We start from the raw sequence: 24,796 nt of genomic DNA on the forward strand, positions 1-24,796 counted from the left end.
TATGAGCAACGCAATCAAAAAGACCGGCGCCTATCTCGAAATCGTGTCCTTCCATCTCGGCGAACAGGAATTCTGCATCGACATCATGGCCATCCGCGAAATCCGCGGCTGGGCACCGGTTACGCCGATGCCGCACACCCCACCTTACGTGCTGGGTCTGATCAACCTGCGCGGCGCGGTGATCCCGGTCATCGACATGGCCTGCCGCCTGGGCATGAAGATGACCGAGCCGTCGGAACGCGCCGCCATCATCGTCACCGACATTGCCGGCAAGTTGGTTGGCCTTCTGGTCGAGCAGGTCTCCGACATGATGACGATCAAGAGCGAAGACCTGCAGCCTGCGCCGGAAATCATTCCGGAAGCCCAGCGCGCCTTCTGCCGCGGCATCGTGGCGCTGGAAAAGACGATGGTCTGCTTCCTGAACCTCGACACCGTGATTGCAGACGAGCTCGCCCAGGCCGCCTGATCCATCACCACTGCTGCTGATATTGGCAATTGACCCCGGTTTCCCACCGGGGCTTTTGGCGTTTCTGGCAGGCCGGCGACAATGCCCTGCCTCCTTATTTCGGCGCGCCCTTGGTCCAGGTGACCTTCTGGTTGAACAGCGGCACGGTGGAAATCGCCATCTTGGCAGATCCATCGGTCAGTTCGCGGGTATGAACGAGATAGACCAGCGTGTTGTTCGGCTTGTCGTAGATCCGGTTGACGACCATCTTCTTCCAGATCAGCGACATGCCCTGTTTGAAGACTTCCTCGCCCTCCTTCGATAGATCGATATCACCGATCTCGATATCGCCGGTCTGACGGCAGGCGATGGAATTGTTGGACGGGTCCTCGAACCAGTTGCCGTTCTTCAACCGGTCCAGCACGCCGCGATCAAAATAGGTGACATGGCAGGTGATGCCCTTCACCTTGGGATCATTCAGTGCATCGACGATGATATCATTGCCCATCCAGTCAACGCCGACCTCACCCACGACCTCGGCATGTAAAGTGGATGGCAGGCTGACAGCCAGAAGCGAGGCGGCAAGGGCGGAAAAGGCAAAGGCGCGCATGGAGATCTCCAGTCAACAGAACGTGATCAAGAGATAAGGCCCGCCACCTGTTTTACAAGACGGCCGGGTATACCGGTCAGCGCTTGCGCAGCGTGCAGGCCGTATAGCCGCCGGCATAAAGCCGCCCGACCGTCATTCCGATGCGCTCCGGAATATCGCGGGGATGCGCCGCCCCGACAGCGTGCGCCATGGCAAGCGTGGCTTGCGCGCAGACAGCCGCATCTTCCGCCGCATTGTGATGAACAAACCGCAGGCCAAGATGGGTGGCAAGAACATTGAGCTTGTGCGAAGACAACTGCGGCCAGACATGTCTCGCGATCTTGACGCTGCAGAGATAGGATAATTCCGGATAGGACTGCCGGTAGAGATCAAGGCAGGCACGCCAGACGCTGAAATCAAACGCCGCATTATGGGCGATCATCGTCGCTCCGACAAAATCGTCGATGAACTCGTCCATGACCTCGGGAAACTCGCCGGCATCCTCCACCTGTTCGGGGCGAATGCCATGCACGGCGATGTTGAACGAGGAAAACCGCATGTCACGCGGGCGGATCAGCCGCTCCTCGACCCGCACAACCCGACCGTCCTCGATCCAGGCCAACCCAACCGAACAGGCACTGCCGCGCTGCTCATTGGCGGTCTCGAAATCGATGGCAATGGTCTTCAAGGGCAAGGGTCCTCGGCTGCTGCTGGCATGGCTTCTATCGGGGCCGGGCTGATTCGGCAAAGATGTCTTGACGTCGCAAACCCCATCTGAGACCTTAACTCTATGATCAGTGTGCGCAGCCATCTTGTGATGACCCTTACCATCCGCCCAGCAGGGCGTGTGGATGGTCGGCGCTTGGCCTGATCAATCCACATAACCCTGCCGGAAAAGGCAGGGTTACATCAGGTAGCTCGGCCTCGGCTTTCACTAGAACCCGAGAGAGCATGATGCAAAACGAACCACCAGCACAACGGTTGCAACCCTATCCCGACATTGTCATCCGCGCCGCACGACAATCTGATGCCGAGGCAATTACGACGCTCGTCAACTTGCCGGGCTTCCGCTATGGAACTTTGCGCATGCCCTTTCAGAGCATTGCGGAAACTACCCGCCGCTTCAACGAAGCCAATGCGAGCACGCATTCGCTCGTGGCGGAGTTAAGCGGCGAGATTATCGGCGAAATCGGCCTCATGCGCCAAGGTGGCCGGCGCGCGCATGCAGCATCGATGGGCATGGGCGTTCATGATGCGCATGCCGGGCGGGGCGTCGGATCGGCCCTGATATCAGCCGTTATTGACCTGGCCGACAATTGGCTCAACCTGCGTCGACTGGAATTGACTGTCTATACCGACAACAAGCCAGCGCTGGCGCTCTATCGTAAATTCGGATTCGCGGTGGAAGGGACTTTGCACGACTATGCCTTCCGCGATGGCGTGTTCGTCGATGCCTATGCGATGGCTCGCCTTAGATGACAGCGCCGGTTAAACCAAGGGGGACTTCAGAAAGCCCTCACCCACCAATCAGCGCCAGCCACTCGTCCTCGTCCATGGTCTGCACGCCAAGCTCGCGGGCCTTGTCGAGCTTGGAGCCGGCGCCCGGACCGGCGACCAGAATGTCCGTCTTCTTGGAAACAGAGCCCGCCACCTTGGCGCCAAGTCCTTCGGCGCGCGCCTTTGCCTCGTCGCGGGTGAATTTCTCAAGCGATCCGGTAAACACCACAGTCTTGCCGGCCACCGGGCTGCCGGTTGATGCCACCTGCTCCATTGCCTGCGGTCGAACCTCCGAAAGCAGGCTGTCGATCACCTCGACATTGCGCGGCTCCTTGAAGAATTCAACGATGGCGCGGGCCATGATTTCGCCAATGCCTTCGATGGCGTTCAGGTCCTCCCAGGCCTCGCCGGACAACGACGCCGCGTCCTTCATCGCCGCCTCGAAGGCTCCGTAGCTGCCATAGGCACGCGCCAGAAGCTTGGCCGTCGTTTCGCCCACATGGCGAATGCCGAGTGCGAAGATGAAGCGGTTGAGGGCAATCTCGCGGCGGCCGTCGATCGCGTCATACAGTTTTTTGACGCTGACCTTGCCAAAGCCCTCGATATTCTCGAGCTTGGTCAGCGTCGATGCCTCCTGGCGCGCCTTCAACGTGAAGATATCGGGCGCGGTGCGGATCTGCAGCGACGGATCGTCCGCCTCGAAGAAGAAATCGATCTGCTTGGCGCCCAGCCCTTCGATGTCATAGGCATTGCGCGAGACAAAATGCTTCAGATGCTCCTTGGCCTGCGCCGAACAGGTAAAGCCACCAGTGCAGCGCATGACCGAATCGAGCTTGCCGGTCTTTTCGTTGCGCTCGCGCACCGCATGGCTACCGCAGACCGGGCATTTCGGCTCCAGCACATATTCGCGGCTCTCGGCGCTGCGCTTTTCCAGAACCACGTCCAGAACCTGGGGAATGACATCGCCGGCACGCTGGACGATCACCGTATCGCCAATGCGGATATCATGACCTTCCGGGCGGATGCGCTCTCCGGAATTGCCGATGCCCTTGATGTAATCCTCATTGTGCAGCGTGGCATTGGTGACCACAACGCCGCCCACCGTGATCGGCGTCAGGCGTGCCACGGGTGTCAGCGCGCCGGTGCGGCCGACCTGAATGTCGATATTTTCCACCGTGGTAAAGGCCTGCTCTGCAGGGAATTTATGGGCCGTGGCCCAGCGCGGCGAGCGCGAGCGAAAGCCGAGCCGCTCCTGAAGCGCAAGCTCATCGACCTTATAGACGACGCCATCGATATCGTAATCGAGGTCGGGGCGCTGCAAGCCGATCTCGTGGTAATGCGCGAGGATCTCCTCCACCGAGGAAAGCCGCTTCATCAGCGGATTGACGGGAAAGCCCCAGTCGCGAAACCTCTCCACCATGCCGAATTGGGTATCGGCAGGCATATCCGCCATCTCACCCCAGGCATAGGCAAAGAAGCGCAGCTTGCGGCTGGCCGTCACCTTGGCATCCAGCTGACGCAGCGAACCGGCCGCCGTATTGCGCGGGTTCACATAGGTCGGTCGGCCCTCGGCCTCCATCTGGGCATTCAGCGCCAGAAAATCGCTTTTGGCCATATAGACCTCACCGCGCACTTCAACGACGTCAGGCACGCCCGGTGGCAGCTGCTGCGGAATTTCGGCGATGGTGCGGATATTGGCGGTAACGTTTTCGCCCGTCGTGCCATCGCCGCGCGTTGCCGCACTCACCATGCGGCCGCTTTCGTAGCGGATCGACATGGAGAGACCGTCGATCTTCGGCTCGGCGGTAAAGGCAATCGAATTGTCCGGCAGGCGCCCGAGGAAGCGGTAAACGGCGCCGACGAAATCGCCCACATCTTCGTCGGAAAACGTGTTGTCGAGCGACAGCATGGGTCGGGCATGGGTGATTTGCGAGAACGTCGGCAAGGGCGCAGAGCCAACGCGCAAGGCGGGGCTATCGCTGCGCTGCAGGCCGGGAAAGCGCGCCTCGATCGCGTCATTGCGGCGCTTCAGCGCGTCATAATCTGCGTCGGAAATCTCCGGCCGGTCGCCCTGGTGATAGAGCATGTCGTGACGGGCGATCTCGGCTGCGAGATGCGCCAGTTCGGCCACGGCCTCGTCTTCGGTCAGGGTTTCGACAGGCGTTTGATCGACGGACATGCGGCACGACTCCTGGCACTTCAGGAGTTGGTTTTTAGAGCTTTTTTTCAGGATGAAAAGAGTGTGGTGGAGGCTTGCTCAAACCCCCTCTGGCTGCCGCCATCTCCCCCACAAGGGGGGAGACCCCGAGCCGCCCACGTTCAGCCCCAGGACAAGACCATCCAATACAATCCGGACCGAAGAGAATTCATGCGAGGTATCGAGCAGTCAGTCTCCCCCCTTGTGGGGGAGATGGCGGCAGCCAGAGGGGGACTTTAGAATCACCCACTGCCGGCAAGCAGGCTTGCCGCCGCCGCGCGGGCCTCATCGGTAATCGAGGCGCCAGACAGCATGCGGGCGATCTCTTCGGCCCGGTGTTCCGGCGTCATAGTGGCGACCCGCGTGGCGATCTTGTCGGAGCCATCGCTGGCCGGACCCTTGGAGATGAGCAGATGCGTCGCCGCCCGCGCAGCCACCTGCGGCGCATGGGTGACGGACAGCACCTGCACGGTCGCAGACAGTCGCTTCAGCCGCTGGCCAATGGCATCGGCCACGGCTCCGCCAACGCCCGTATCGATCTCGTCGAAGACCAGCGTCGGGGCAGAACCGCGATCGGCGAGCGCCACTTTCAGCGCCAAAAGGAAGCGCGACAGCTCGCCGCCCGAGGCAACTTTCATGATCGGGCCGGGGCGCGTGCCGGGATTGGTCTGCACATGAAATTCCACCGTATCAATGCCCTCTGCCGTGGCATTGTCCGCATCGGCGGTGACATTCACCATGAAACGGGCGCGCTCCAGCTTTAGCGCCGGAAGCTCGGCCATCACGGCATCCGCCAGCGCCGTTGCCCCCTTGTGGCGCTTGGCTGACAGAGACTTGGCGGCACTGTGAAAGGCAATGCCTGCCGCCTCTGCCGCCGTTTCCAGCTGGCCGAGACGTTCTTCACCGGCATCGAGTTCCGCCAGATCCGCCACCATCTTTTCAGCCAGCGCCGGAAGATTGGCGACAGGCACCGAATATTTGCGCCCCGCTGCCCGAAGCGAAAACAACCGTTCCTCCACCCGCTCCAGCTGGCGCGGATCAAACTCGGTGCGCCTCAGCGCCGCTTCGGCTTCCATCTGCGCATTGGACAGATTGTCGAGCGCCGTATCGAGCAGTTGCACAGTGTCTTCCAAAAGGCCGGGCGCCTCATGGCTCTTGCGCTCCAGCCGGCGCACCAGCGAGGCAATCAGCGGCACTGGCGAGGCATTGCCATTCAGAAACTCGCAGGCCTCGGCGATATCACCGGCAATGCGTTCGGATTTCTGCATGCGCGCCCGCTCGTCGGCAAGCTCGTCCTCCTCGCCATCGCGCGGGCTCAAAGCCTCCAGTTCCTCCACGGAGGCACGCAGGTAATCGGCCTCGCGGGCGGCGGCCTCGACGCGCGCTCTGTGCGTCTTCAGCGCCCGGTCGGCATCGCGCCAGATCTTGTAGAGGCCGGAGACCTTGCCCACCTCGTCGGTGAGACCGGAAAACGCATCAAGCAGCGCCCGATGCGCGTTGATATCCACCAACGCCCGGTCATCATGCTGGCCATGGATTTCGACCAGATACTGGCCCACCTGACGCATCATCTGCACACTGACAGGCTGATCGTTTATGGAGGCCTTGGTGCGGCCATCGGCGGACTGGACGCGACGGAAGATCAGGTCGCCATCGTCATCGAGGCCGTTCTCACGCAAATGCAGCCGTGCCGGGTGCTGGGCGCCAACATCGAACACCGCCGTTACCTGCCCCCTGTCGAGGCCGTGGCGCACAAGACCGCCATCGCCACGGCCGCCAAGCGCCAGCGACAGACTGTCAAGCAGGATGGACTTGCCCGCACCGGTCTCGCCCGTCAGGACCGACAGGCCGCTCTCGAAGGCGAGATCCAGCCGCTCGATCAGGACGATATCGCGGATCGACAACTGGATGAGCATGTGTACCCTTACTCAGGCGCCAATCAGCTTGGCTCCGGCGCGAGAAATCCACGAGCCGCGGTTCTCGCGCGGCTCCAGGCCGCCGCCCTTCAGCAGTTTGTAGGAATCGGCATACCACTGACTGTCGGGATAATTGTGACCCAGAACAGCAGCCGCCGTCTGCGCCTCTTCCGCAACGCCCATGGCATAGTAGGATTCGACCAGTCGCGCGAGCGCTTCCTCGACCTGGTTGGTATTGCCGTAATTTTCAACGACGACGCGGAAGCGCGTCACGGCGGCCAGATATTCCTTGCGCTCGAGATAGTAGCGACCGATCTGCATTTCCTTGCCAGCCAGCTGGTCACGCGCAAAGCGGATCTTGGCCTGCGCGTCCTCGACATATTCCGAGTTCGGATAGTCGCGCACCACAGCGCCCATCGCCTCGATCGTCCGGTTGGCGGATTTCTGGTCCTGCGTCACATCGGCGATCTGCTTGGAATAGGACAGGCCGATCAGATACTGCACATAGGCGCTGTCTTCAGAGCGCGGATACTGCTTCATATAGCGGTTGCCCGTCGCCACCGCCTCATCATAGCGGGCAAGGCGATATTTGGCAAAGGTGCTCATCACCAGGGCCTTGCGGCCCCATTCGGTAAAGGGGTTCTGCTTTTCGATCGCATCGAACTTGCGGCTGGCTTCCTGATTGTTGCCGGCCTTCATATTGGCCAGGCCCTGATTGTAGAGAACTTCCGGTGGATCGGTGGCAAGGCCGAGCTTGGTAATGTCGATATCGGGGTCTGACTGGCAGGCGGACACCAGAACGCTGGTGCCGATCAACAGAAGCGTCACGGCTGCGATGCGCGCCGTCTTCTTCACTCCAACAGACTTAGTGTCAGTCATTCGACAGTTCCCGATTGCCACGCGATGTTCATTGATCGCCCGTGCTTGGCGTTCTAGCCATAAAAGACGCAAGAGAGCAACGCAATGATGGTGCTTTGACGCATTTTTGTGGCATCGCCGCACCATCGCTCAAAAAAGAAAGGCCGCCTCTGGGAGACGGCCTAATTGCACTGGAGCTCTAAAATTTCAACCGACCCAAGGGGCGAATTCCGGCACGTTGACGGCCACAAACTCGCGTGCCCGTACACGCTGGCTGCGCATCGGCGCCTCGACCACCTCATAGGCCGATCGATCGCTGAGCAGCGCCTTCAGGGCATTGGCGTTCAGCTTATGGCCACCGCGATAGGAGCGATAGCAGCCGATGAACTGCGCGCCGGCCAATGCCAGATCGCCAACCGCATCGAGCGTCTTGTGACGCACGAACTCGTCCTTGTAACGCAGGCCTTCGACGTTCACGACCGAATCATCGTCGGAAATGACGACGGAATTTTCAAGCGAGGAACCCAGCGCGAAACCGGCGGCCCACAGGCGCTCCACATCGCGCATGAAGCCGAAGGTGCGGGCACGCGACAGTTCATCGCGGAACACCTTGGCCGTCAGATCACCCTTCCAGGACTGGCGACCGATGAGCGGCGATTCGAAATCGATCTCCACCTCGAACCGGGTGCCATCATACGGGCGAAACTCTGCCCAGGAGGCATTGGCTTCGATGCGCACCGGCTTCAATACGCGGATATAGCGGCGCTTCTCGCCCAGATTGATGATGCCAGTCTGCTCGATGGATTCGATGAAGGGAAAGGACGAACCGTCCATGATCGGCATTTCGGCGCCATCGACATCCACCACGACATTGTCGAGGCCCATCGCATAAAGGGCTGCCATCACATGTTCGATAGTGGCGACCGAGCGCGTCAGCGAAGTACCGAGAACCGTGCAGAGATCGGTATTGCCGACATTCGACGAAACGGCGCGGTATTCCACGATCGTACCATCCTGGAGCGTGCGGCTAAACACGATGCCGGTGCCGGCTTCAGCCGGCTGGAAAGTGATGGACACGGGGGCACCCGAATGCACGCCGATACCCGACAATGTCGTCGGTGCTGCAATCGTTGTTTGGAAACCCAGGAGCCCAATGGTCATTCGTTTTGCCTTTTTTTATCATCCAGACCGGCTTAACCAGCCGATCTGGCTTTCATCCGGTCCGCGTCGAACCCGACTCCAGACCTTCCTTCTGACCTGTACATACGGCGATGCACGCTCCAATCCAAATCACTGTTTCTTTCGGATTGTTACGAACGTGACGATTTCCGCCGATACAACACTTCATGACAAGCAACTGATAAAACGGAAAAACCCGGATTTAGCATCCGGGTTTTCAAAGTTACCGAATTGTAACAGTCAGGTGGACTGGCGGCGCAGGAATGCCGGGATTTCCAATTGATCGTCCTCGTGGTGCGAACCGGATGAGGCAACGGAACGACCGTGGTCGTCCAGGTTACCGCGGCGCGGCGCATAGAGACTGGCCTCGGGCGACAGCGCACGACGCTGCTGCGACGCGGCAGAGGGTGCCTGCGAGGTCATGTCGGCAGAGACCGGATCTTCTTCATCGCGACGACCAAGCGAGTTGGTGATGCGCTTCAGGAGACCCATGGGGCCACGCTCTTCCGGTGCATGCTGCACCGGTTGTGCGCGCTGCTCCATCTCGGCCTTCACCACCGGCGAAAAGTCTTCCACCTTCGGCATGCGAACCTGCTCGGCGGCATGACGGATGACCGGCGCGGCCATCTCGATCGGCTGCGGTGCCATGCGCGGTGCCGGCGCAGGCGCAGTCATTACAGGCTGCTGCGGCTGCGGCGCAACATAGGCCGGAGCCGGAGCATGCTGCACCGGAGCCTGGACCTGTACCGGTGCCTGCATGATGGGAGGCATCGGGGCCGGGGCCGGACGCTGCATCACCGGCTCGACCGGAGCGGCTGCCTGGAACAGGCGGCTTGCCGGGCGAAACTCTTCAGGAGCCGCTGCGACCGGCTGCGGAGCCACCGGCTGGGGCGCAGGCGCCATGGCCTGCGGGGCCGGGATGGCCAGTTCACGTTCCATCTGAGCTTCCGCCTGACGGATGGTTTCAGCAATCGGATCAACCGGTACGGTACGGGGTGCCTGCATCATCACAGGCTGAACTGCGGCCGGAGCCGAAGCAACGGCCGCGGAAGGACGGATAATCGGACGCTGGGCTGCACGCATTTCAGCGGCCCGCATTTCGTTGTCAGCCATGGCACGGTCAATGCCCGTGGCAACGACGGAAACGCGGATGACGCCTTCCAGTGCCTCATCGAATGTGGCGCCGAGAATGATATTGGCGTCCGGATCGACTTCCTCGCGAATGCGGGTTGCCGCTTCGTCCACTTCAAACAGCGTCAGGTCGCGACCACCGGTGATGGAGATCAGCAGGCCTTGCGCGCCCTTCATCGAGGTTTCATCGAGCAGCGGGTTTGCAATCGCGGCTTCGGCGGCCTGCATGGCGCGGCCCTGGCCGGATGCTTCGCCAGTGCCCATCATGGCGCGGCCCATTTCGCGCATGACCGAACGGACGTCGGCGAAGTCGAGGTTGATGAGACCTTCCTTCACCATCAGGTCGGTAATGCAGGCAACGCCGGAATAGAGGACCTGGTCGGCCATCGCAAAAGCGTCGGCGAAGGTGGTCTTGTCATTGGCGATGCGGAACAGGTTCTGGTTCGGGATGACGATCAGCGTATCGACCGACTTCTGCAACTCCTGAATGCCCATTTCGGCAAGCCGCATGCGGCGACCGCCTTCGAAGTGGAAGGGCTTGGTGACAACACCAACAGTGAGGATGCCCTTGCTGCGGGCAGCCTGGGCAACCACAGGCGCTGCACCTGTGCCGGTACCGCCGCCCATGCCGGCGGTGACGAAGCACATATGCGTGCTCGACAGGTGATCCATGATCTCGTCGAGGCATTCTTCGGCGGCCGCGCGACCGACCTCAGGCTGCGAACCCGCGCCCAGACCCTCGGTCACCTGAACACCCATCTGGATGATCCGTTCGGCCTTGGACATGGTCAGCGCCTGCGCATCGGTATTTGCGACGACGAAATCGACGCCTTCCAGGCCAGCGGTGATCATGTTGTTGACGGCATTGCCGCCGCCACCGCCAACGCCGAAGACGGTGATCCGCGGCTTCAGCTCGGTGATGTCCGGCTTTTGCAGATTGATGGTCATAGTAACCGTTCCTTCTTTCTCTGGCCGCCTCGCCAAGCGAGCCAATTCTCAAATCTAAGCTGACTGCCTTGCCTGAGGCTAAAGCGTCAGAAACTCTCCTTCAGCCACTGCCCGACACGGGCTATCCGGCTATTTCCGTGGCCAAGCGAGGACAAAAGACCTCCCTGCCCTGCATGTGTTTCCATATCCGCCACCTGCGGATAGATCATCAGACCGACCGCGGTGGAAAAGGCGGGGCCCTTGGCCGCTGTGGGCAGGCCGGAAACACCCATAGGGCGACCGATCCGCACATTGCGGGCCAGAATTCGGCGCGCCGTTTCCGGCAGGCCGGTCAACTGGGCAGCACCACCGGTCAGAACCACGCGCTTGCCGACAATCGGGCTGAAGCCCGATTTCTGGATGCGGTCGCGGATCAGTTCCAGCGTCTCTTCCAGACGCGCCCGCACGATGCGCGCCACAAGCGCGCGCGGCACCTGGGTCGGCTGGTCACGGTCATCCTCGCCAATCGGCGGAACCGAAATCAGGTCACGTTCATCAGCCGCCGAAGCAATCGCAGAGCCATGCACGACCTTCATCCGTTCGGCATCCTCGATGCGGGTCGAAAGACCACGCGCCAGATCGGTCGTCACGTGGTGGCCGCCGATGCCGATCGCATCGGTATGCACCAGCTTGCCTTCGGCAAAGACAGAGATCGTCGTCGTGCCGCCGCCCATGTCGATGGCCGCACAGCCGAGTTCGACTTCGTCATCGACCAGAGCCGCCAGACCGCTGGCGTAAGGGGTCGCAACGATACCCTCGACCGACAGATGCGCACGGTTGACGCAGAGTTCGATGTTACGAAGTGCCGCCCGCTCCGCCGTCACCACATGCATATCGACGCCCAGAAGGTCGCCATACATGGCCAGCGGATCACGTATGCCGCGCTCGCCATCCAGCGAGAAACCCGTCGGCAGGGAATGCAGAACCGCACGGTCCTGGCGCAGCGACTGCTGGCTTGCCGCCATCAAAACCTTGCGCAGGTCAGCCGATTCGACCTCCTGTCCGCCCAGATCGATGGTTGCAGTATAGACATCACTGGTGAGACGCCCGGCCGAGACATTGACGATGAGGCTATCGACGGTCAGCCCCGCCATGCGCTCGGCTGCATCGACGGCCAACCGCACCACGCTTTCGACCGCATCGAGATCCGAAATAACGCCAGACTTCACGCCGCGTGACCGCTGATGGCCGATGCCAATGACTTCGACATTATGTGTGCGGTTGGGCAGGATCTGGCTTTCCTTGCGCGGCGTCAGCCGGCCGATCATGCACACAACCTTGCTGGATCCGATATCGAGCACCGAGACCACATGCGAGCGCTTGGATGACAGGGGCTTCAGGCGTGGCAGACCAAAACCGGAGGAACTGAACAGGCTCATGTCTGGCCTCCTGACTTCTTCAACGCCTTGGTGCGAGCCTCGACGGCTAGCGCACGGCGCTCGGCCGCACCCTGCGTCAAGCGCACCGTTGTGCGATCGGAGAGACGCAGATCAACAGCAGCGATATCGCGCTCCAGCACACCCTGTTCCTGCTCGAACCGGGCCAGCCGCTCCAGAGCCTGATCGACATCCTCTTCCGGCAACTTGATAACGACACCGCTTGCCAGATGCAGATCCCAGCGGCGACCGGCAACCCGCACATAGGCACGCACGCGGTCGCGCATTTCCGGCCATTTTGCCATTTCAGCTTCGAAATCGGCCGCTGCCGTCTCAGCATCGCGTCCAACGAAAAGCGGCAGGGCCGCAAACTTGTTGTCGCGCAGCGGCGCAATCACGCTGCCATTCCGCTCGATCAGGGCCAGATCGGTCCCATGCTGCCAGATCCCGAAAGCCTCACGCTCCTTGAGCGTCACTTCGATCGTCTTGGGATAGACCTTGCGGACTTCTGCATATTCAACCCAGGGCAGTTCGGAGAGCTTGCGGCGGGCGGCATCCACATCGAGCGAGACGAGCGACGTCGTGCCATCCAGGCCGAGAAGCTGGAGAATATCGATTTCAGACGTCTCGACATTGCCGGACACCTGAACCTTTTCGATCGCAAAGCCAGCGGCCGCCGTCGTAGCCTGCGCGACATCCGTCGTGTGACCGCCCAGAGACATGCCATAAAAACCGACAGCACCAAACAGCGCAAAGACGGATGCCGTGCCGGTATGGCGCGGAATATGAATACGGCCGGTTGCCAAACTTACACAGAAGCGAACCACACGACGCACAGGACGCGGCAGCACCAGGCGCTCATCGGCCGAAGCCGAAAGCTGCGCGGCGCGCCCGCGTGGTGCAGAAACCCTTTTACCAATCAGCGCGAACACGAAGCGTCCTCCACCATCCAGCGGACGAGATCCCCAAAGGAACGACCGGCATATGCGGCCATTTCAGGCACCAGGGAAGTCGGGGTCATGCCGGGCTGCGTATTGATTTCGAGCCAGATCAGTTCGCCGTCTCCAGACCCACGGTCGTCAAAGCGGAAGTCTGAGCGACTCACACCGCGACATCCCATCGCCTGATGCGCCTTAACCGCCAGTGTTTGAACTTTTTGGTAAATATTTGGTAAAATTTGAGCGGGAATCACATGACGTGATCCACCATCGGCATATTTCGCATCATAATCGTAGAAGCTGTTCGACAGCGGCACGATTTCCGTAACACCCAGCGCCTCACCATCCATGACACCACAGGTGAGTTCACGACCGGGAATATAGCGCTCGACCATGACGCGATCGCCATACAGCCACTCGGAGGAACCGAGAACCTGCGGCGGATGCGATTGGCCTTCCTTGACGATGACAACCCCGAAGGACGACCCTTCACAGACAGGCTTGACCACATAGGGCGGCTGCATGGGATGGGCAGAGCCGATCTCATGACGATCCAGAACCACGCCCTGCGCAACAGGAATACCGGCCGCCGCCGCAACCGACTTGGCGCGAGCCTTATCCATGGCAAGCGCCGAGGCAAGCACACCGGAATGTGTATAGGGGATTTGCAGATACTCCAAAATCCCCTGAATGGCACCATCTTCGCCATAAGGACCATGCAACGCATTGAAGGCAACGTCAGGGCGCAGGTCCGAGAGGACGGAGGCGACATCACGCCCGACATCCACGCGCGTCACTCGGAAACCTTCCGATTCAAGTGCGCTCGCACAGGCATTGCCAGAGGACAGGCTGACAGGCCGCTCGGAGGAAAACCCTCCCATCAGAACTGCCACATGCTTGTCACTCATTAAACACCCCCTGAAAAGTAGCTGGGATTAAGCCATCACGCTTGCGCCAAACTGATTCTTGACCCGCCCTCATTAGACCCTGACATGGTTAATGAATCGTTTACTTTCGTTAACCGGGAGGGGAAAAAGCCTGTCTGTGCAAGGCATTCAGGCCTGCGAGCTGAACCGGAAGCTGACCTGCCTGACTCAGAATCTGAACAACAAAAAAGCCTTCCAAGCTATTGAGCCTGCAGGCTTATTCCGGAATGAGCGGAAATTATTCACCGGGATGAAGGCGGGATTTACGATCATTAACACGCTCATTCACCAGCACGGCGATCCAGCCGGCGCCGGCAATGACGAATGGCAGCATATAGAGGAAAAAGAATGTTGCGGAATTCACGACACCAGCCCTCCAAGAGCACGTCTCGCTGCCAAATTTAATATGACCGCCCCTAAAAAGCCAAGCAGCCGTCGACATTCATCAGTGCGGGCGTCAATTGAAAGGCCGCACCATTCATCAGCGAGCTGGCGGTTGCGATAAAACCAACTGCGACACTGGCCGTCGATAACCGGTCGAGTGCGTTGGCCAAAAGCTTGGTCCGCTCATTGTGTACAAGAGACAAAAACCATCTCCATCAGTGAGCGGACCTTTATCCATTAAGCTCGGAACTATTCCGTCGCTATCCCCTGAAACGGCTTGACCTCACGGCCGGGCATGAAAATGCCGAGACGCTTGATTTCCCATTCCAGCTTGATGCCGGAGGTTTCGAACACGCGTTGGCGCACAATTTCCCCGAGATATTCCAGATCATAGCCGGTGGCATGGCCGATATTGATCATGAAATTGCAATGCAGCGACGACATCTGCGCGCCACCATTCATCAGGCCGCGGCAGCCAGCCTGGTCGATCAGTTCCCAGGCGGAATGGCCCGGAGGGTTCTTGAAGGTCGAGCCCCCGGTCTTTTCCTTGACCGGCTGAACGGTCTCGCGGTGATGGCGCACGGCATCCATCTCGGCGCGGATCTTGGCGCGGTCATCCGCAAAGCCTTCGAAAATGGCATGGGTGAAGATGACATCAGACGGTATGGAGGCGTGGCGATAGCTGTAGCCCATGTCTGCGCAACTGAAGACATGCTTTTCGCCCTTGCGATCCACCGCATGGACTTCCACCACACGCGCTGCAGTCTCGCCGCCATTGGCACCGGCATTCATGCGAAGCGCACCACCGATCGAGCCGGGAATGCCATAGTAGAAGGCAAAGCCACCGATGCCGTTGTCCATCGCCATGGCGGCGATATATTTGTCCGGGCAGATGGCGCCAGCCAGGATGCGGTTTTCGCCGACCAGTTCCAACTGGCCAAAGCCCTTGGCGGACAGACGCAGCACGACACCCGGAATGCCGCCATCACGCACGAGCAGGTTGGAGCCCACGCCCACGACTGTCAGCGGCACTTCATCGGGCAGAAGTTTCAGGAACGTGACCAGATCATCCACATCATGCGGTTGGAACATCAATTCCGCCAGACCCCCGGCCTGAAACCAGGTGACGCGATCCATCGGCGCGTCCGGCGTCAACCGGCCCCGCAATTCACTCACTCCCGACCCCAGCGAGGCCAGCAGCTTTTCCCCATTCACCTGCTTCATGAAGACTGTCCCGAAATACTTTCCAATTCCCCAGGCAGCGATGCCGCCCACTGCGTGATATTGCCAGCCCCAAGAAGAACCACGAAATCACCCGGCTTTGCAATGCCGGCGATGATACCGGCAAGCGTCGAGGGTGTGGCCATGTAGCGCGCATCACGATGTCCGCCGGCACGAATGCGCGCCACCAGCGCTTCGGAGTTGGCACCTTCGATCTCATCTTCACCCGCCGCATAGACGGGAGCAAGCACGATACTGTCGGCATCGTTGAAGCAGGTGACGAAATCCTCAAACAGGCTCGACAGGCGCGAATAGCGATGCGGTTGGTGGACCGCTATGACACGCCCCTGGCAGCTTTCGCGGGCAGCCTTGAGCACCGCCCTGATCTCCACCGGATGGTGGCCGTAGTCATCGAACACCGACACGCCGTTCCAGGTGCCGGTCAGGGTGAAGCGGCGCTTCACGCCACCGAACGAGGCAAGCCCCTTGCGGATCGCCTCTTCCGAGATCCCAAGCCGGTTGGCAACCGCAATGGCAGCCGTGGCATTGGAGATATTGTGGCGGCCGGGCATGGGCAGCGAAAGCTCGGTGAAATTGAAGACGCGGCCGGTGCGGCGACGGCGGATCTCCACATCGAAGATGGCGCGGGTGCCCTCCATGCGCACGTTGAAGAACCGCGCATCGGCCTGCGGATTTTCACCATAGGTGATGATCTTGCGGTCTTCGATCTTGCCGACCAGCGACTGCACTTCCGGGTGATCGAGGCAGAGAACCCCGAAACCATAGAATGGCACGTTTTCGACGAACTGGCGGAAGGCCGCCCGCACGGCATCGAAATTGCCGTAATGATCCAGATGTTCAGGGTCGATATTGGTGACGACCGCAACATCGGCAGGAAGCTTCAGGAAGGTGCCGTCTGATTCGTCGGCCTCCACCACCATCCACTCCCCCTCACCCATGCGGGCATTGGTGCCATAGGCATTGATGATGCCGCCATTGATGACAGTCGGGTCCAGCCCGCCGGCCTCCAGCAGTGTGGCGACCATGGATGTCGTCGTGGTCTTGCCATGCGTTCCGCCGATGGCAATCGCATTGCGGAAGCGCATCAGTTCCGCCAGCATTTCGGCGCGGCGCACGATCGGCAGCGACTTGTCGCGGGCGGCAATCAACTCGGGATTGTTCTTCTTGATGGCGGTAGACACGACGACCACCTCGGCATCGCCGATATTCTCCGCCTGATGGCCGACAAATACCGGAATGCCCTTGTCGCGCAACCGCTGGACATTGGCACCATCCGACTGGTCGGAGCCCTGAACCTTGTGACCGAGATTGTGCAGCACTTCGGCAATCCCGCTCATGCCGATGCCGCCAATGCCGATGAAATGGACGAGGCCGATGGCCTTCGGCATCTTCATGGCTGTACTCCTTTGAATTGTGCAATCGTCTTGCCGCTTGCCATAGCCTCTACCAGACCGGCGAGCAACACAGTCGCATCGGTGCGCGCGCGTCCGCGTGCTGATGCGGCCATCTCGGTAAGGCGGGCCGGATCCTTGAGCAAGGATGCGAGATCCGCCGAAAGGCTTTCGGCTGTGATCGCCGGCTGCCGGCGCATGAGGGCTGCCCCTGCGCCGACAAGCACCTGGGCATTGTGCCCCTGATCGTCATCCAGCGAATGCGGCAGCGGAACCAGGATGGACGGCCGGCCGATCACCGCCAGTTCCAGCACCGTCGAGGCGCCCGAGCGCGACAGGACCAGATGCGCATCGGCCATGCGCTGCGGCAGGTTGGAAAAGAAGGGGGCAACATCGGCCTTTACGCCGAGGCGGGCATATTCGGCTTTCAGCGCGGTCTCATCCTCCGGACGGGCCTGCTGCGTCAGCACGAGCCGATTGCGCAGGTGCTGGTCGAGCCTGGCAATGGCCTGTGGAACCATTTCGGAAAAGAAGCGGGCGCCCTGACTGCCGCCGAAGACGACAAGGCGCAGCGCGCCACTCTCACCCGGCACGGGATAGGGCGTCTCGGCAGCCGCCAGCACGGCCGGGCGCACCGGATTGCCGGTCTCATAGATCTTGGCGGCATGCGGTCCGGCAACCGGCAAAAAGCCACCGGCAATGGCCTGCACCCGTGTCGCCAGCGCCTTGTTGGCGCGGCCGATAATGGCATTCTGCTCATGCACGATGGACGGAACGCCAAGGCCGGTGGACGCAAGCAAAGGCGGCACGGTCGGATAGCCGCCGAAGCCGACAACGGCGAGCGGCCGAAGCCGGGTCACGAGGCGGCGCGCCATGCGCAGCCCTTTCCAGAGCGTCCAGAGCGCGCGCGCAACCGCGACCGGGTTTTTCGAGCCGAAGGTCGCCGACGGCACGACATGAATTTCGTCTGCAGGAAACTTGCCGGCAAAGCGTTCCGCCCGCGCATCCGTCACCAGATGCACGGCATAGCCGCGCGCGTGCAATTCGTGGCCCAATGCTTCAGCGGGAAACAAATGGCCGCCGGTCCCGCCGGCGGCTAGAAGAATGATGCCTTTGGTCATTTTTTGTCTCTACTCCGCCGGCACACCATGCGTGACACGGAACAGGCTGCGCTCCTGGGCGCGCTTTTCCGGCCGGTGACGCGTCAGTGCCAGGATGAAGCCCGCCGTCACGCAGATCGCGATCATCGACGACCCACCATAGGAAATGAGCGGCAGCGTCATGCCCTTGGCCGGCATCAGTTCGAGATTCACGCCAATATTGATCATAGACTGGATACCGATCTGCAGCACGAGGCCGGCAACGGCGAAACGATTGAAGTCATTGCGCTCGCGATAGGCATGGCTGAGGCCACGGATGACGATGAAGGCAAAGATCGCCACCAGTACCATGCAGAAGATGATGCCGAATTCTTCGGCCGCCACCGAGAAGATGAAGTCAGTATGGCTGTCCGGCAGGATGCGCTTGACGATGCCCTCGCCCGGTCCCTGACCGAACCAGTTGCCGCGGATGATTGCTTCGCGGGCCGTATCCACCTGGAATGTGTCGCCCTCGCCGGTCATGAAGCGGTCGATACGCCCCGCCACGTGCGGAAAGATATAATAGGCGGAGACGAGACCGCCTGCCCCCAACCCACCCAGCATGATGATCCAGATCCATGGCATGCCAGCCATGAAGAACATCGAACCCCAGACGGCACTGGTCAGAATGGTCTGACCAAGGTCAGGCTGCGCCACCAGCAGTGCACCGACAATGCCGAACAGGATGATGGCAAACAGATTACCCGGAATTTCCGGCTGGCGCGCATGCTCGGCAAACAACCAGGCGCAGACGACGACGAATGCAGGCTTGAGGAATTCGGAAGGCTGCACGGAAATGCCGGCAATCGAGAACCAGCGACGCGAACCCTTGATCTCGACGCCGAAGAACAGCGCCAGCACCATCATGACGATCGACAGAACCAGGATGATCACCGCAGTGCGGCGCACCTGGCGCGGCGTGAGGAAGGAAAGCCCGATCATCACCGCCAGCGATGGAATGAGGAAGATCGCGTGACGCTCGACGAAATGGAAACTGTTGAGTCCTATGCGTTCGGCAACCGCCGGCGAGGCGGCAAAGGACAGCATGAAACCAAGCCCCATCAGGACGATGAAGGTGACAAGGAAATAACGATCAATCGTCCAGAACCAGTCTGCGAGCGGTCCACGGTCGGCGCGACTTACCATCTCATTGTCCCTTTTCCGGCTCGATCAGCATGGTCACGCCATCGAGTTCTGCCACCAGGGAAACGAAGGTGTCGCCCCTGATTTCGAAATTCCTGAACTGGTCGAAGCTTGCACAGGCAGGCGACAGCATCACGGCGACCTCCTGCCCATCTGCAAGGGCGTCCGCCGCCGCATGCAAAAGCGCACGGTCCAGCGAACCAGAGATCTCGTAAGGAACCGTCTCGCCAAGCGTTGCCGCAAACTCCGGAGCGGCCTCTCCGATCAGATAGGCCTTGACGATACGCGGGAAGAGTGGCGCGAGGCTTGCGATGCCGCCGGCCTTGGGCAGACCACCGGCAATCCAGAAAATCCGCGCATAGCTGGACAGCGCCGGCGCGGCCGCATCGGCATTGGTGGCCTTGGAATCATTGACGAAGGTTGCGCGACCGATGCGCGCCACCGGCTGCATGCGATGCTTAAGACCGGGAAAGCTCTTAAGCCCAGCGCAGATTTCTTCGCGCGATACGCCGACGGCAAGACAGGCAGCAATCGCTGCAGCCGCATTCTGCGCATTGTGCGAGCCCTTCAGTGTGTCTATGCCATCAAGATCGGCCAGCATGTCGGTTGCTCCGCCAGATGCCGCGATGATCTGCGAGCCTTGCGCATAAAAACCGTCGGAGAGCACGTTGCGGCGGGAAATACGCTTCACCGAAACGCCAGCCCGCGCGATGCGGTCGGCAATCAGCGTGCAATAGGTGTCGTCCACGCCGACAACAGCCGTATCACTGCCGGCCACCAGACGCTCCTTCACATCGGCATAATGCTGCATGGTGCCGTGGCGATCCAGATGATCGGGCGTCAGGTTGAGCAGGATGCCGGCGGTCGGGTTGATCGTCGGGGCAAGATCGATCTGGTAGGACGAGCATTCGACCACGTAGAACCGCCCGGCCTTGGGCGGATCAAGTGTCAGCACGGCCGTACCGATATTGCCGCCCAATTGCGTATCGCGGCCGCTGCTGCGTAGGATATGCGCAATCAGCGCCGTCGTCGTCGATTTGCCATTGGTGCCGGTAATCGCGATGAAGGGGCAATCTGGCGCATATGCACGACGCTCGCGCACGAAAAGCTCCACATCGCCAATGATTTCGACACCGGCTGCGCGGGCAAGATCAACCGTCCAGTGAGGCTTGGGATGCGTGAGCGGCACGCCCGGCGACAGCACAAAGGCTGCCTGGAGGCTCCAATCGATGCCATGCAGGTCGCAGGTAGAGATGCCCTCGGCCTTCGCCTTGGCCACGCTGTCGGGATTGTCGTCCCAGGCGGTGACATCTGCACCGCCGGCCACCAGCGCCTTGGCCGTTGCCAGACCGGAGCCACCGAGACCGAACAGCGCCACCGGCCTGCCCGCAAATGTCGTTACCGGGATCATGATCTTACCGCAGCTTCAGGGTCGACAGGCCAAGCATGGCAAGACCGACGGCGATGATCCAGAAGCGGATCACAACCTGGCTTTCGGTCCAGCCCAGTTTCTCGAAGTGATGATGGATCGGCGCCATCAGGAAGACGCGTCGCCCGGTCATCTTGAAAAATCCGACCTGGATGATAACCGACAGCGTCTCCATGACGAACAAGCCGCCAATGATGGCCATGACAATCTCGTGCTTGGTGGCCACTGCTACCGAGCCGATGAGACCGCCCAGCGCCAGCGAGCCGGTATCCCCCATGAAGATGGCCGCCGGCGGCGCATTGAACCACAGGAAACCAAGCCCTGCGCCGATCACAGCACCCAGAATGACGGCGAGTTCGCCGGTGCCGGGCACGAAATTGATCTGCAGATAATTGGCAAACACGGCATTGCCGGCGAGATAGGCGATGATGCCGAAGGATGCGGCGGCAATCATCACCGGCACGATGGCAAGACCGTCAAGACCATCCGTCAGATTGACCGCATTGCCGGCCGCCACGATGACGAAACCACCGAACAGAACAAAGAAGATGCCGAGATTGAGCAGCAGGTCCTTGAAGAAGGGAAAGGCAACCGAGGTGCCGAGCACCGAGCCCGAGGGACTGTTGGCAATCGAGACCCGCATCATGAAATAGACCGCGATGCCGGCAATCAGGAATTCGATGGCCAGGCGCGCCTTGCCGGAAAAGCCCTTGTCCGTCTGCTTCGTCACCTTCAGGTAATCGTCGTAAAAGCCGATGGCGCCAAAGCCCAGCGTCACCAGCAGCGTTGCCACGACATAGACATTGGAAAGATCCGCCCACAGCAGCGAGCCGCCGACGATACCGGCAAGAATCATCAACCCGCCCATGGTCGGCGTGCCGGCCTTCTTGAAATGGGTCTGCGGCCCGTCAGCGCGGATGGGTTGCCCCTTGCCCTGCCGGATGCGCAGCGAAGCGATCATGGTCGGCCCGAAGAGAAACACGATCAGCGCAGACGTCAGACCCGCCGCGCCCGTGCGGAAGGTGATGTAGCGAAACAGGTTGAAGATTTGGAAACTGCCCGCGAGCTCCACTAGCCAGATCAGCATGCTGGATCTTTCTCGATACTGTTCAAAGGTGGCGCTCCCTGTCGGGCAATGCCGGATGCTTGTCAATAAGTGCAGCGACGATCTTGCCGAAGCCGATACCGAGCGAGGATTTGACCATCAGCACGTCGCCAGGCTGGATATTCGCCAGCACATGCGCCTGAAGTTCACCCGTCGTCGGCCGGTATTCCACGGCAACCGTATCGGGCAAGGCATCGCGCAGCGCCGCCATTTCTGTGCCGGCCAACCAGACATGTTCAATGCCGGCAGACAGAAGCGGACCCGCCAGTTCCTCATGCACTTTCGCCGAAAACGCGCCCATTTCCAGCATGTCGCCCAAAACCGCAATGCGCCGGCCGGCCCCTTCGGGCTCGGTGACGGCGAGAAGCGCAATGGCGGCACGCATGGACGCCGGATTGGCATTGTAGCTTTCGTCGATCAGGGTCATCTGCCCCTCGCCGATTGCCAGACGATGACGCTCGCCGCGCCCCTTGACGGCCCGCAAAGCGGCAAGCGCCTGTTTGGCAGCCTCCATATCGGCACCAAAGAGTGCAACGACAGCAAGCGCCGCCATGGCATTTTCAGCAATGTGACGGCCCGGTGCGCCGATATGCACTTCCATCGTATCGGCGCCGAGAACCGCCCATATGGTCGAGCCATCGGCCCTGCCCTCGAAATCCGCCAGACGGAAATCGGCTTTTGCATGCTGCCCGAAGGTCAGCACGTTCTGGACACCGACTTCCAACGCCCGCTGTTCGAGAAATGCATATTGCTTGTTGTCGCGGTTGAGCAGCGCCACCCCACCCGGCTCCAGACCCTCAAAGATCTCGGCCTTGGCGCTGGCAATCTCCTCAAGGTTCTTGAAGTGGCCAAGATGTGCAGCGCCGATCGTCGTGATGACCGCCACATGCGGACGCACCATCTTCACCAGTGGACGGATTTCATCCGGATGGTTCATGCCGATCTCGAAAACGCCGAACACGGCATCTTCCGGCATGCGCGCCAGTGTCAGCGGTACGCCCCAGTGATTGTTGAACGAGGCGACAGCCGCATGCACCTTGCCCGACGGCGCCAGCACATCGCGCAGCATTTCCTTCGTCGTCGTCTTGCCGACGGAACCGGTGACGGCGACGATCTGCGCACGGCTTCTCGCACGGGCTGCCCTTGCGAGCTTGACGAGTGCTGCCAGCACATCTTCCACGACGATCATCGGCACGGTCAGCCGTCCGAGCGCCGGAAGCTTGGCTTCGCTCACCACCAGAAGGGCGGCACCATTGGCCACCGCAAGGGTCGCGAAGTCATGGCCATCGACCCGGTCACCCTTGATGGCGAAGAAGGCCTCGCCCGGCGCAAGCGACCGGCTGTCGATCGAAATGCCGGTAATGCCCGCCGGCAGCGAACCGACCGGCCGCCCGCCCATGGCGGCCACCATATCCGCAGTGCTCCACAACCAACTCACCCCTTGAACTCCTCCAATGCCTTGCGAACCTCGACATGATCGGAGAACGGCAACACCGTCGTCCCGATCGTCTGTCCCTCCTCATGCCCCTTGCCGGCAACGATCAGCGTATCGCCGGCTCCAAGCAGCGATACCGCATGGCGGATGGCTGCGGCTCGATCGGCAATTTCAAGCGCACCGGGTGCAGCAGCCAAGATTTCAGCGCGGATGGTCGCCGGCTCCTCCGAACGCGGATTGTCATCGGTGACGACAACGATATCGGCAAGCCGGCAGGCGATCTCGCCCATCAGCGGCCGCTTGCCCTTGTCGCGATCACCGCCACATCCGAACACGACGATCACGCGGCCGGTGGTAAAGGGGCGCACGGAACCGAGTACGTTTTCGAGAGCATCGGGCTTATGCGCATAATCGACATAGGCAAGCGCGCCTTTGCCCGTCTGGCCGACCAGTTCCAGCCGTCCAGCTGCACCGATCAGTTTTTCAAGCGCCGCCATGGCAAGCTTTGGCGCAACCCCGGTCGAGATCGCAAGGCCGGCTGCCACCAGCGCATTGGCCACCTGGAAATCGCCGGCGAGCGGAATATCCACCTCGAAGATCTCGCGGCCCACATGCACCTCGATCATCTGGCGATGGCGGAAATGCTCGACGCGCTTCAGCGCCAGGAAATCGCCGGCGCGCCCCACGGTGCGCACGTCATGACCGGCAAGCGTAGCGACCCGGATGGCTTCACCCGACCAGGCGTCATCTGAAAAGATCACAGCCGGCCGGCCCTTGGGCAGAAGCGTTTCGAACAGCCGCATCTTGGCGGCCATGTAGTTCTCGACCGTCGGATGGTAGTCCATGTGGTCACGGCCAAGATTGGTGAAACCGGCAGCCGACAGTTGAACACCATCAAGCCGGCTCTGATCGAGGCCGTGGCTGGAGGCTTCCATGGCGGCGTGGGTGACCCCTTCGCCGGCAAGCTCTGCCAGCAGCGCATGCAGTGCCACCGGATCTGGCGTCGTCAGCGAGCCATAATCGTTGCGGCTGGGTGAAATCACACCTGTGGTGCCGATCTGCGCCGCAGCCAAGCCCGCATGCGCCCAGATCTGGCGGGTGAAGGAGGCAACCGAGGTTTTGCCGGCCGTGCCGGTCACGGCAACGATCGTCTCAGGCTGTGCCTTATAGAATCGGGCAGCTGCTAAGGCCAGAAACCGGCGGGGCTCGGCAACCGTTAGCACGGGAACCGAGGCCTCAAGCGGATGGGCCGAGACCACGGCTGCAGCGCCGCGCGCAATCGCATCGGCCACATACGCGGCACCATCGGCCTTGGTGCCGGCAATCGCCACGAACAGCATGCCGGGCGAAATCTTGCGGCTGTCCGCCGCAAGCCCGGTGATCGGCAGCATGCCGGCTGGTCCAGCCATCACGGGTTCAATTTCCGGAAAGGCCCCTCCGGAAAGCTCTTTCAAATGCATCGGTACCCTTTCTCGCACGGCGGCCTGAT

General features: G+C 61.0%; 21 protein-coding genes. 3 read left to right on the forward strand and 18 right to left on the reverse strand.

Annotated features, from left to right (window positions below; translation table 11 throughout):
• Window position 1: 1 nt before the first annotated feature.
• A complete protein-coding gene (locus tag E8M77_RS08570; protein ID WP_137130207.1) occupies window positions 2-466 on the forward strand; it encodes a chemotaxis protein CheW in 465 nt (154 codons plus the stop codon).
• 94 nt (window positions 467-560) lie between these two features.
• Here E8M77_RS08570 and E8M77_RS08575 read toward each other — a convergent pair whose 3' ends face one another.
• Window positions 561-1,055, reverse strand: a complete 495-nt coding sequence (locus E8M77_RS08575) for a CreA family protein (RefSeq protein WP_137130208.1) — start codon at window positions 1,053-1,055, stop codon at window positions 561-563.
• Window positions 1,056-1,131: 76 nt separating this feature from the next.
• Entirely contained in the window at window positions 1,132-1,722 is a 591-nt protein-coding gene (locus E8M77_RS08580; RefSeq protein ID WP_137130209.1) for a 3'-5' exonuclease, read from the reverse strand.
• A 266-nt stretch (window positions 1,723-1,988) separates the two neighbouring features.
• On the opposite strand from E8M77_RS08580, the gene E8M77_RS08585 reads away from it, so the two are divergent.
• On the forward strand, window positions 1,989-2,513 hold the full coding sequence (locus E8M77_RS08585) for a GNAT family N-acetyltransferase (RefSeq protein WP_137130210.1): 525 nt from the start codon (window positions 1,989-1,991) through the stop codon (window positions 2,511-2,513).
• A gap of 37 nt (window positions 2,514-2,550) precedes the next feature.
• On the opposite strand, the gene ligA is transcribed toward E8M77_RS08585, so the two are convergent.
• The 8 genes from ligA to E8M77_RS08625 form a co-directional block, all read right to left on the reverse strand.
• Entirely contained in the window at window positions 2,551-4,710 is a 2,160-nt protein-coding gene (ligA, locus tag E8M77_RS08590; protein ID WP_137130211.1) for an NAD-dependent DNA ligase LigA, read from the reverse strand.
• 260 nt (window positions 4,711-4,970) lie between these two features.
• On the reverse strand, window positions 4,971-6,644 hold the full coding sequence (gene recN, locus E8M77_RS08595; protein WP_137130212.1) for a DNA repair protein RecN: 1,674 nt from the start codon (window positions 6,642-6,644) through the stop codon (window positions 4,971-4,973).
• A 12-nt stretch (window positions 6,645-6,656) separates the two neighbouring features.
• Window positions 6,657-7,523 (reverse strand): outer membrane protein assembly factor BamD, encoded by an 867-nt coding sequence (locus E8M77_RS08600; RefSeq protein WP_137130213.1) that lies wholly within the window; start codon window positions 7,521-7,523, stop codon window positions 6,657-6,659.
• Between the two features lie 186 nt (window positions 7,524-7,709).
• Window positions 7,710-8,663 carry a UDP-3-O-acyl-N-acetylglucosamine deacetylase gene (gene lpxC / locus E8M77_RS08605; protein WP_137130214.1) on the reverse strand — a complete coding sequence of 318 codons (954 nt, stop codon included), beginning with the start codon at window positions 8,661-8,663 and terminating at the stop codon, window positions 7,710-7,712.
• A gap of 258 nt (window positions 8,664-8,921) precedes the next feature.
• Window positions 8,922-10,760, reverse strand: a complete 1,839-nt coding sequence (gene ftsZ / locus E8M77_RS08610; RefSeq protein WP_137130215.1) for a cell division protein FtsZ — start codon at window positions 10,758-10,760, stop codon at window positions 8,922-8,924.
• 86 nt (window positions 10,761-10,846) lie between these two features.
• Entirely contained in the window at window positions 10,847-12,178 is a 1,332-nt protein-coding gene (gene ftsA / locus E8M77_RS08615; RefSeq protein ID WP_137130216.1) for a cell division protein FtsA, read from the reverse strand.
• On the reverse strand, window positions 12,175-13,098 hold the full coding sequence (locus E8M77_RS08620; protein ID WP_246659193.1) for a cell division protein FtsQ/DivIB: 924 nt from the start codon (window positions 13,096-13,098) through the stop codon (window positions 12,175-12,177). Before E8M77_RS08620 ends, ftsA begins: the two co-directional genes overlap by 4 nt.
• Entirely contained in the window at window positions 13,095-14,021 is a 927-nt protein-coding gene (locus E8M77_RS08625; RefSeq protein ID WP_137130218.1) for a D-alanine--D-alanine ligase, read from the reverse strand. Before E8M77_RS08625 ends, E8M77_RS08620 begins: the two co-directional genes overlap by 4 nt.
• Window positions 14,022-14,112: 91 nt before the next feature.
• On the opposite strand from E8M77_RS08625, the gene E8M77_RS23880 reads away from it, so the two are divergent.
• On the forward strand, window positions 14,113-14,544 hold the full coding sequence (locus E8M77_RS23880; RefSeq protein ID WP_170975793.1) for a hypothetical protein: 432 nt from the start codon (window positions 14,113-14,115) through the stop codon (window positions 14,542-14,544).
• A gap of 128 nt (window positions 14,545-14,672) precedes the next feature.
• On the opposite strand, the gene murB is transcribed toward E8M77_RS23880, so the two are convergent.
• From murB to E8M77_RS08670, 8 genes are read right to left on the reverse strand one after another with little or no spacing between them, the layout of a single operon-like run.
• A complete protein-coding gene (gene murB / locus E8M77_RS08635; RefSeq protein ID WP_137130219.1) occupies window positions 14,673-15,647 on the reverse strand; it encodes a UDP-N-acetylmuramate dehydrogenase in 975 nt (324 codons plus the stop codon).
• Entirely contained in the window at window positions 15,644-17,059 is a 1,416-nt protein-coding gene (gene murC, locus E8M77_RS08640; protein WP_137130220.1) for a UDP-N-acetylmuramate--L-alanine ligase, read from the reverse strand. Before murC ends, murB begins: the two co-directional genes overlap by 4 nt.
• Window positions 17,056-18,177 (reverse strand): undecaprenyldiphospho-muramoylpentapeptide beta-N-acetylglucosaminyltransferase, encoded by a 1,122-nt coding sequence (gene murG / locus E8M77_RS08645; protein WP_137130221.1) that lies wholly within the window; start codon window positions 18,175-18,177, stop codon window positions 17,056-17,058. Before murG ends, murC begins: the two co-directional genes overlap by 4 nt.
• Before the next feature lie 9 nt (window positions 18,178-18,186).
• Window positions 18,187-19,341 (reverse strand): putative lipid II flippase FtsW, encoded by a 1,155-nt coding sequence (gene ftsW / locus E8M77_RS08650; RefSeq protein ID WP_137130222.1) that lies wholly within the window; start codon window positions 19,339-19,341, stop codon window positions 18,187-18,189.
• A 1-nt stretch (window position 19,342) separates the two neighbouring features.
• The gene (gene murD / locus E8M77_RS08655; protein WP_137130223.1) at window positions 19,343-20,749 is read right to left on the reverse strand and encodes a UDP-N-acetylmuramoyl-L-alanine--D-glutamate ligase; all 1,407 of its coding nucleotides are present in this window, start codon (window positions 20,747-20,749) and stop codon (window positions 19,343-19,345) included.
• 4 nt (window positions 20,750-20,753) lie between these two features.
• Window positions 20,754-21,854, reverse strand: coding sequence for a phospho-N-acetylmuramoyl-pentapeptide-transferase (gene mraY, locus E8M77_RS08660; protein ID WP_137130224.1), 1,101 nt, complete (start codon window positions 21,852-21,854; stop codon window positions 20,754-20,756).
• Between the two features lie 22 nt (window positions 21,855-21,876).
• Window positions 21,877-23,310: a UDP-N-acetylmuramoylalanyl-D-glutamyl-2,6-diaminopimelate--D-alanyl-D-alanine ligase gene (locus tag E8M77_RS08665; RefSeq protein WP_137130225.1), complete on the reverse strand. Its 1,434-nt coding sequence runs from the start codon at window positions 23,308-23,310 to the stop codon at window positions 21,877-21,879.
• A complete protein-coding gene (locus E8M77_RS08670) occupies window positions 23,307-24,767 on the reverse strand; it encodes a UDP-N-acetylmuramoyl-L-alanyl-D-glutamate--2,6-diaminopimelate ligase (RefSeq protein ID WP_137130226.1) in 1,461 nt (486 codons plus the stop codon). Before E8M77_RS08670 ends, E8M77_RS08665 begins: the two co-directional genes overlap by 4 nt.
• Between the last annotated feature and the right edge of the window lie 29 nt (window positions 24,768-24,796).

This window comes from Rhizobium sp. FY34 (genome assembly GCF_005222845.1).
GTDB lineage: Bacteria > Pseudomonadota > Alphaproteobacteria > Rhizobiales > Rhizobiaceae > Neorhizobium.

Bases quoted from the DNA above. Each gene is read 5' to 3' on its own strand.
- E8M77_RS08670 (WP_137130226.1), bottom strand. From the start codon at position 24,767: ATGCATTTGAAAGAGCTTTCCGGAGGGGCCTTTCCGGAAATTGAACCC.
- murD (WP_137130223.1), bottom strand. From the start codon at position 20,749: ATGATCCCGGTAACGACATTTGCGGGCAGGCCGGTGGCGCTGTTCGGT.
- E8M77_RS08575 (WP_137130208.1), bottom strand. From the start codon at position 1,055: ATGCGCGCCTTTGCCTTTTCCGCCCTTGCCGCCTCGCTTCTGGCTGTC.
- E8M77_RS08570 (WP_137130207.1), top strand. From the start codon at position 2: ATGAGCAACGCAATCAAAAAGACCGGCGCCTATCTCGAAATCGTGTCC.
- E8M77_RS08585 (WP_137130210.1), top strand. From the start codon at position 1,989: ATGCAAAACGAACCACCAGCACAACGGTTGCAACCCTATCCCGACATT.
- E8M77_RS08600 (WP_137130213.1), bottom strand. From the start codon at position 7,523: ATGACTGACACTAAGTCTGTTGGAGTGAAGAAGACGGCGCGCATCGCA.
- murC (WP_137130220.1), bottom strand. From the start codon at position 17,059: ATGAAGATGCCGAAGGCCATCGGCCTCGTCCATTTCATCGGCATTGGC.
- ftsA (WP_137130216.1), bottom strand. From the start codon at position 12,178: ATGAGCCTGTTCAGTTCCTCCGGTTTTGGTCTGCCACGCCTGAAGCCC.
- recN (WP_137130212.1), bottom strand. From the start codon at position 6,644: ATGCTCATCCAGTTGTCGATCCGCGATATCGTCCTGATCGAGCGGCTG.
- murB (WP_137130219.1), bottom strand. From the start codon at position 15,647: ATGAAGCAGGTGAATGGGGAAAAGCTGCTGGCCTCGCTGGGGTCGGGA.
- lpxC (WP_137130214.1), bottom strand. From the start codon at position 8,663: ATGACCATTGGGCTCCTGGGTTTCCAAACAACGATTGCAGCACCGACG.
- ftsW (WP_137130222.1), bottom strand. From the start codon at position 19,341: ATGGTAAGTCGCGCCGACCGTGGACCGCTCGCAGACTGGTTCTGGACG.
- ftsZ (WP_137130215.1), bottom strand. From the start codon at position 10,760: ATGACCATCAATCTGCAAAAGCCGGACATCACCGAGCTGAAGCCGCGG.
- murG (WP_137130221.1), bottom strand. From the start codon at position 18,177: ATGACCAAAGGCATCATTCTTCTAGCCGCCGGCGGGACCGGCGGCCAT.
- ligA (WP_137130211.1), bottom strand. From the start codon at position 4,710: ATGTCCGTCGATCAAACGCCTGTCGAAACCCTGACCGAAGACGAGGCC.
- E8M77_RS23880 (WP_170975793.1), top strand. From the start codon at position 14,113: ATGAATCGTTTACTTTCGTTAACCGGGAGGGGAAAAAGCCTGTCTGTG.
- mraY (WP_137130224.1), bottom strand. From the start codon at position 21,854: ATGCTGATCTGGCTAGTGGAGCTCGCGGGCAGTTTCCAAATCTTCAAC.
- E8M77_RS08625 (WP_137130218.1), bottom strand. From the start codon at position 14,021: ATGAGTGACAAGCATGTGGCAGTTCTGATGGGAGGGTTTTCCTCCGAG.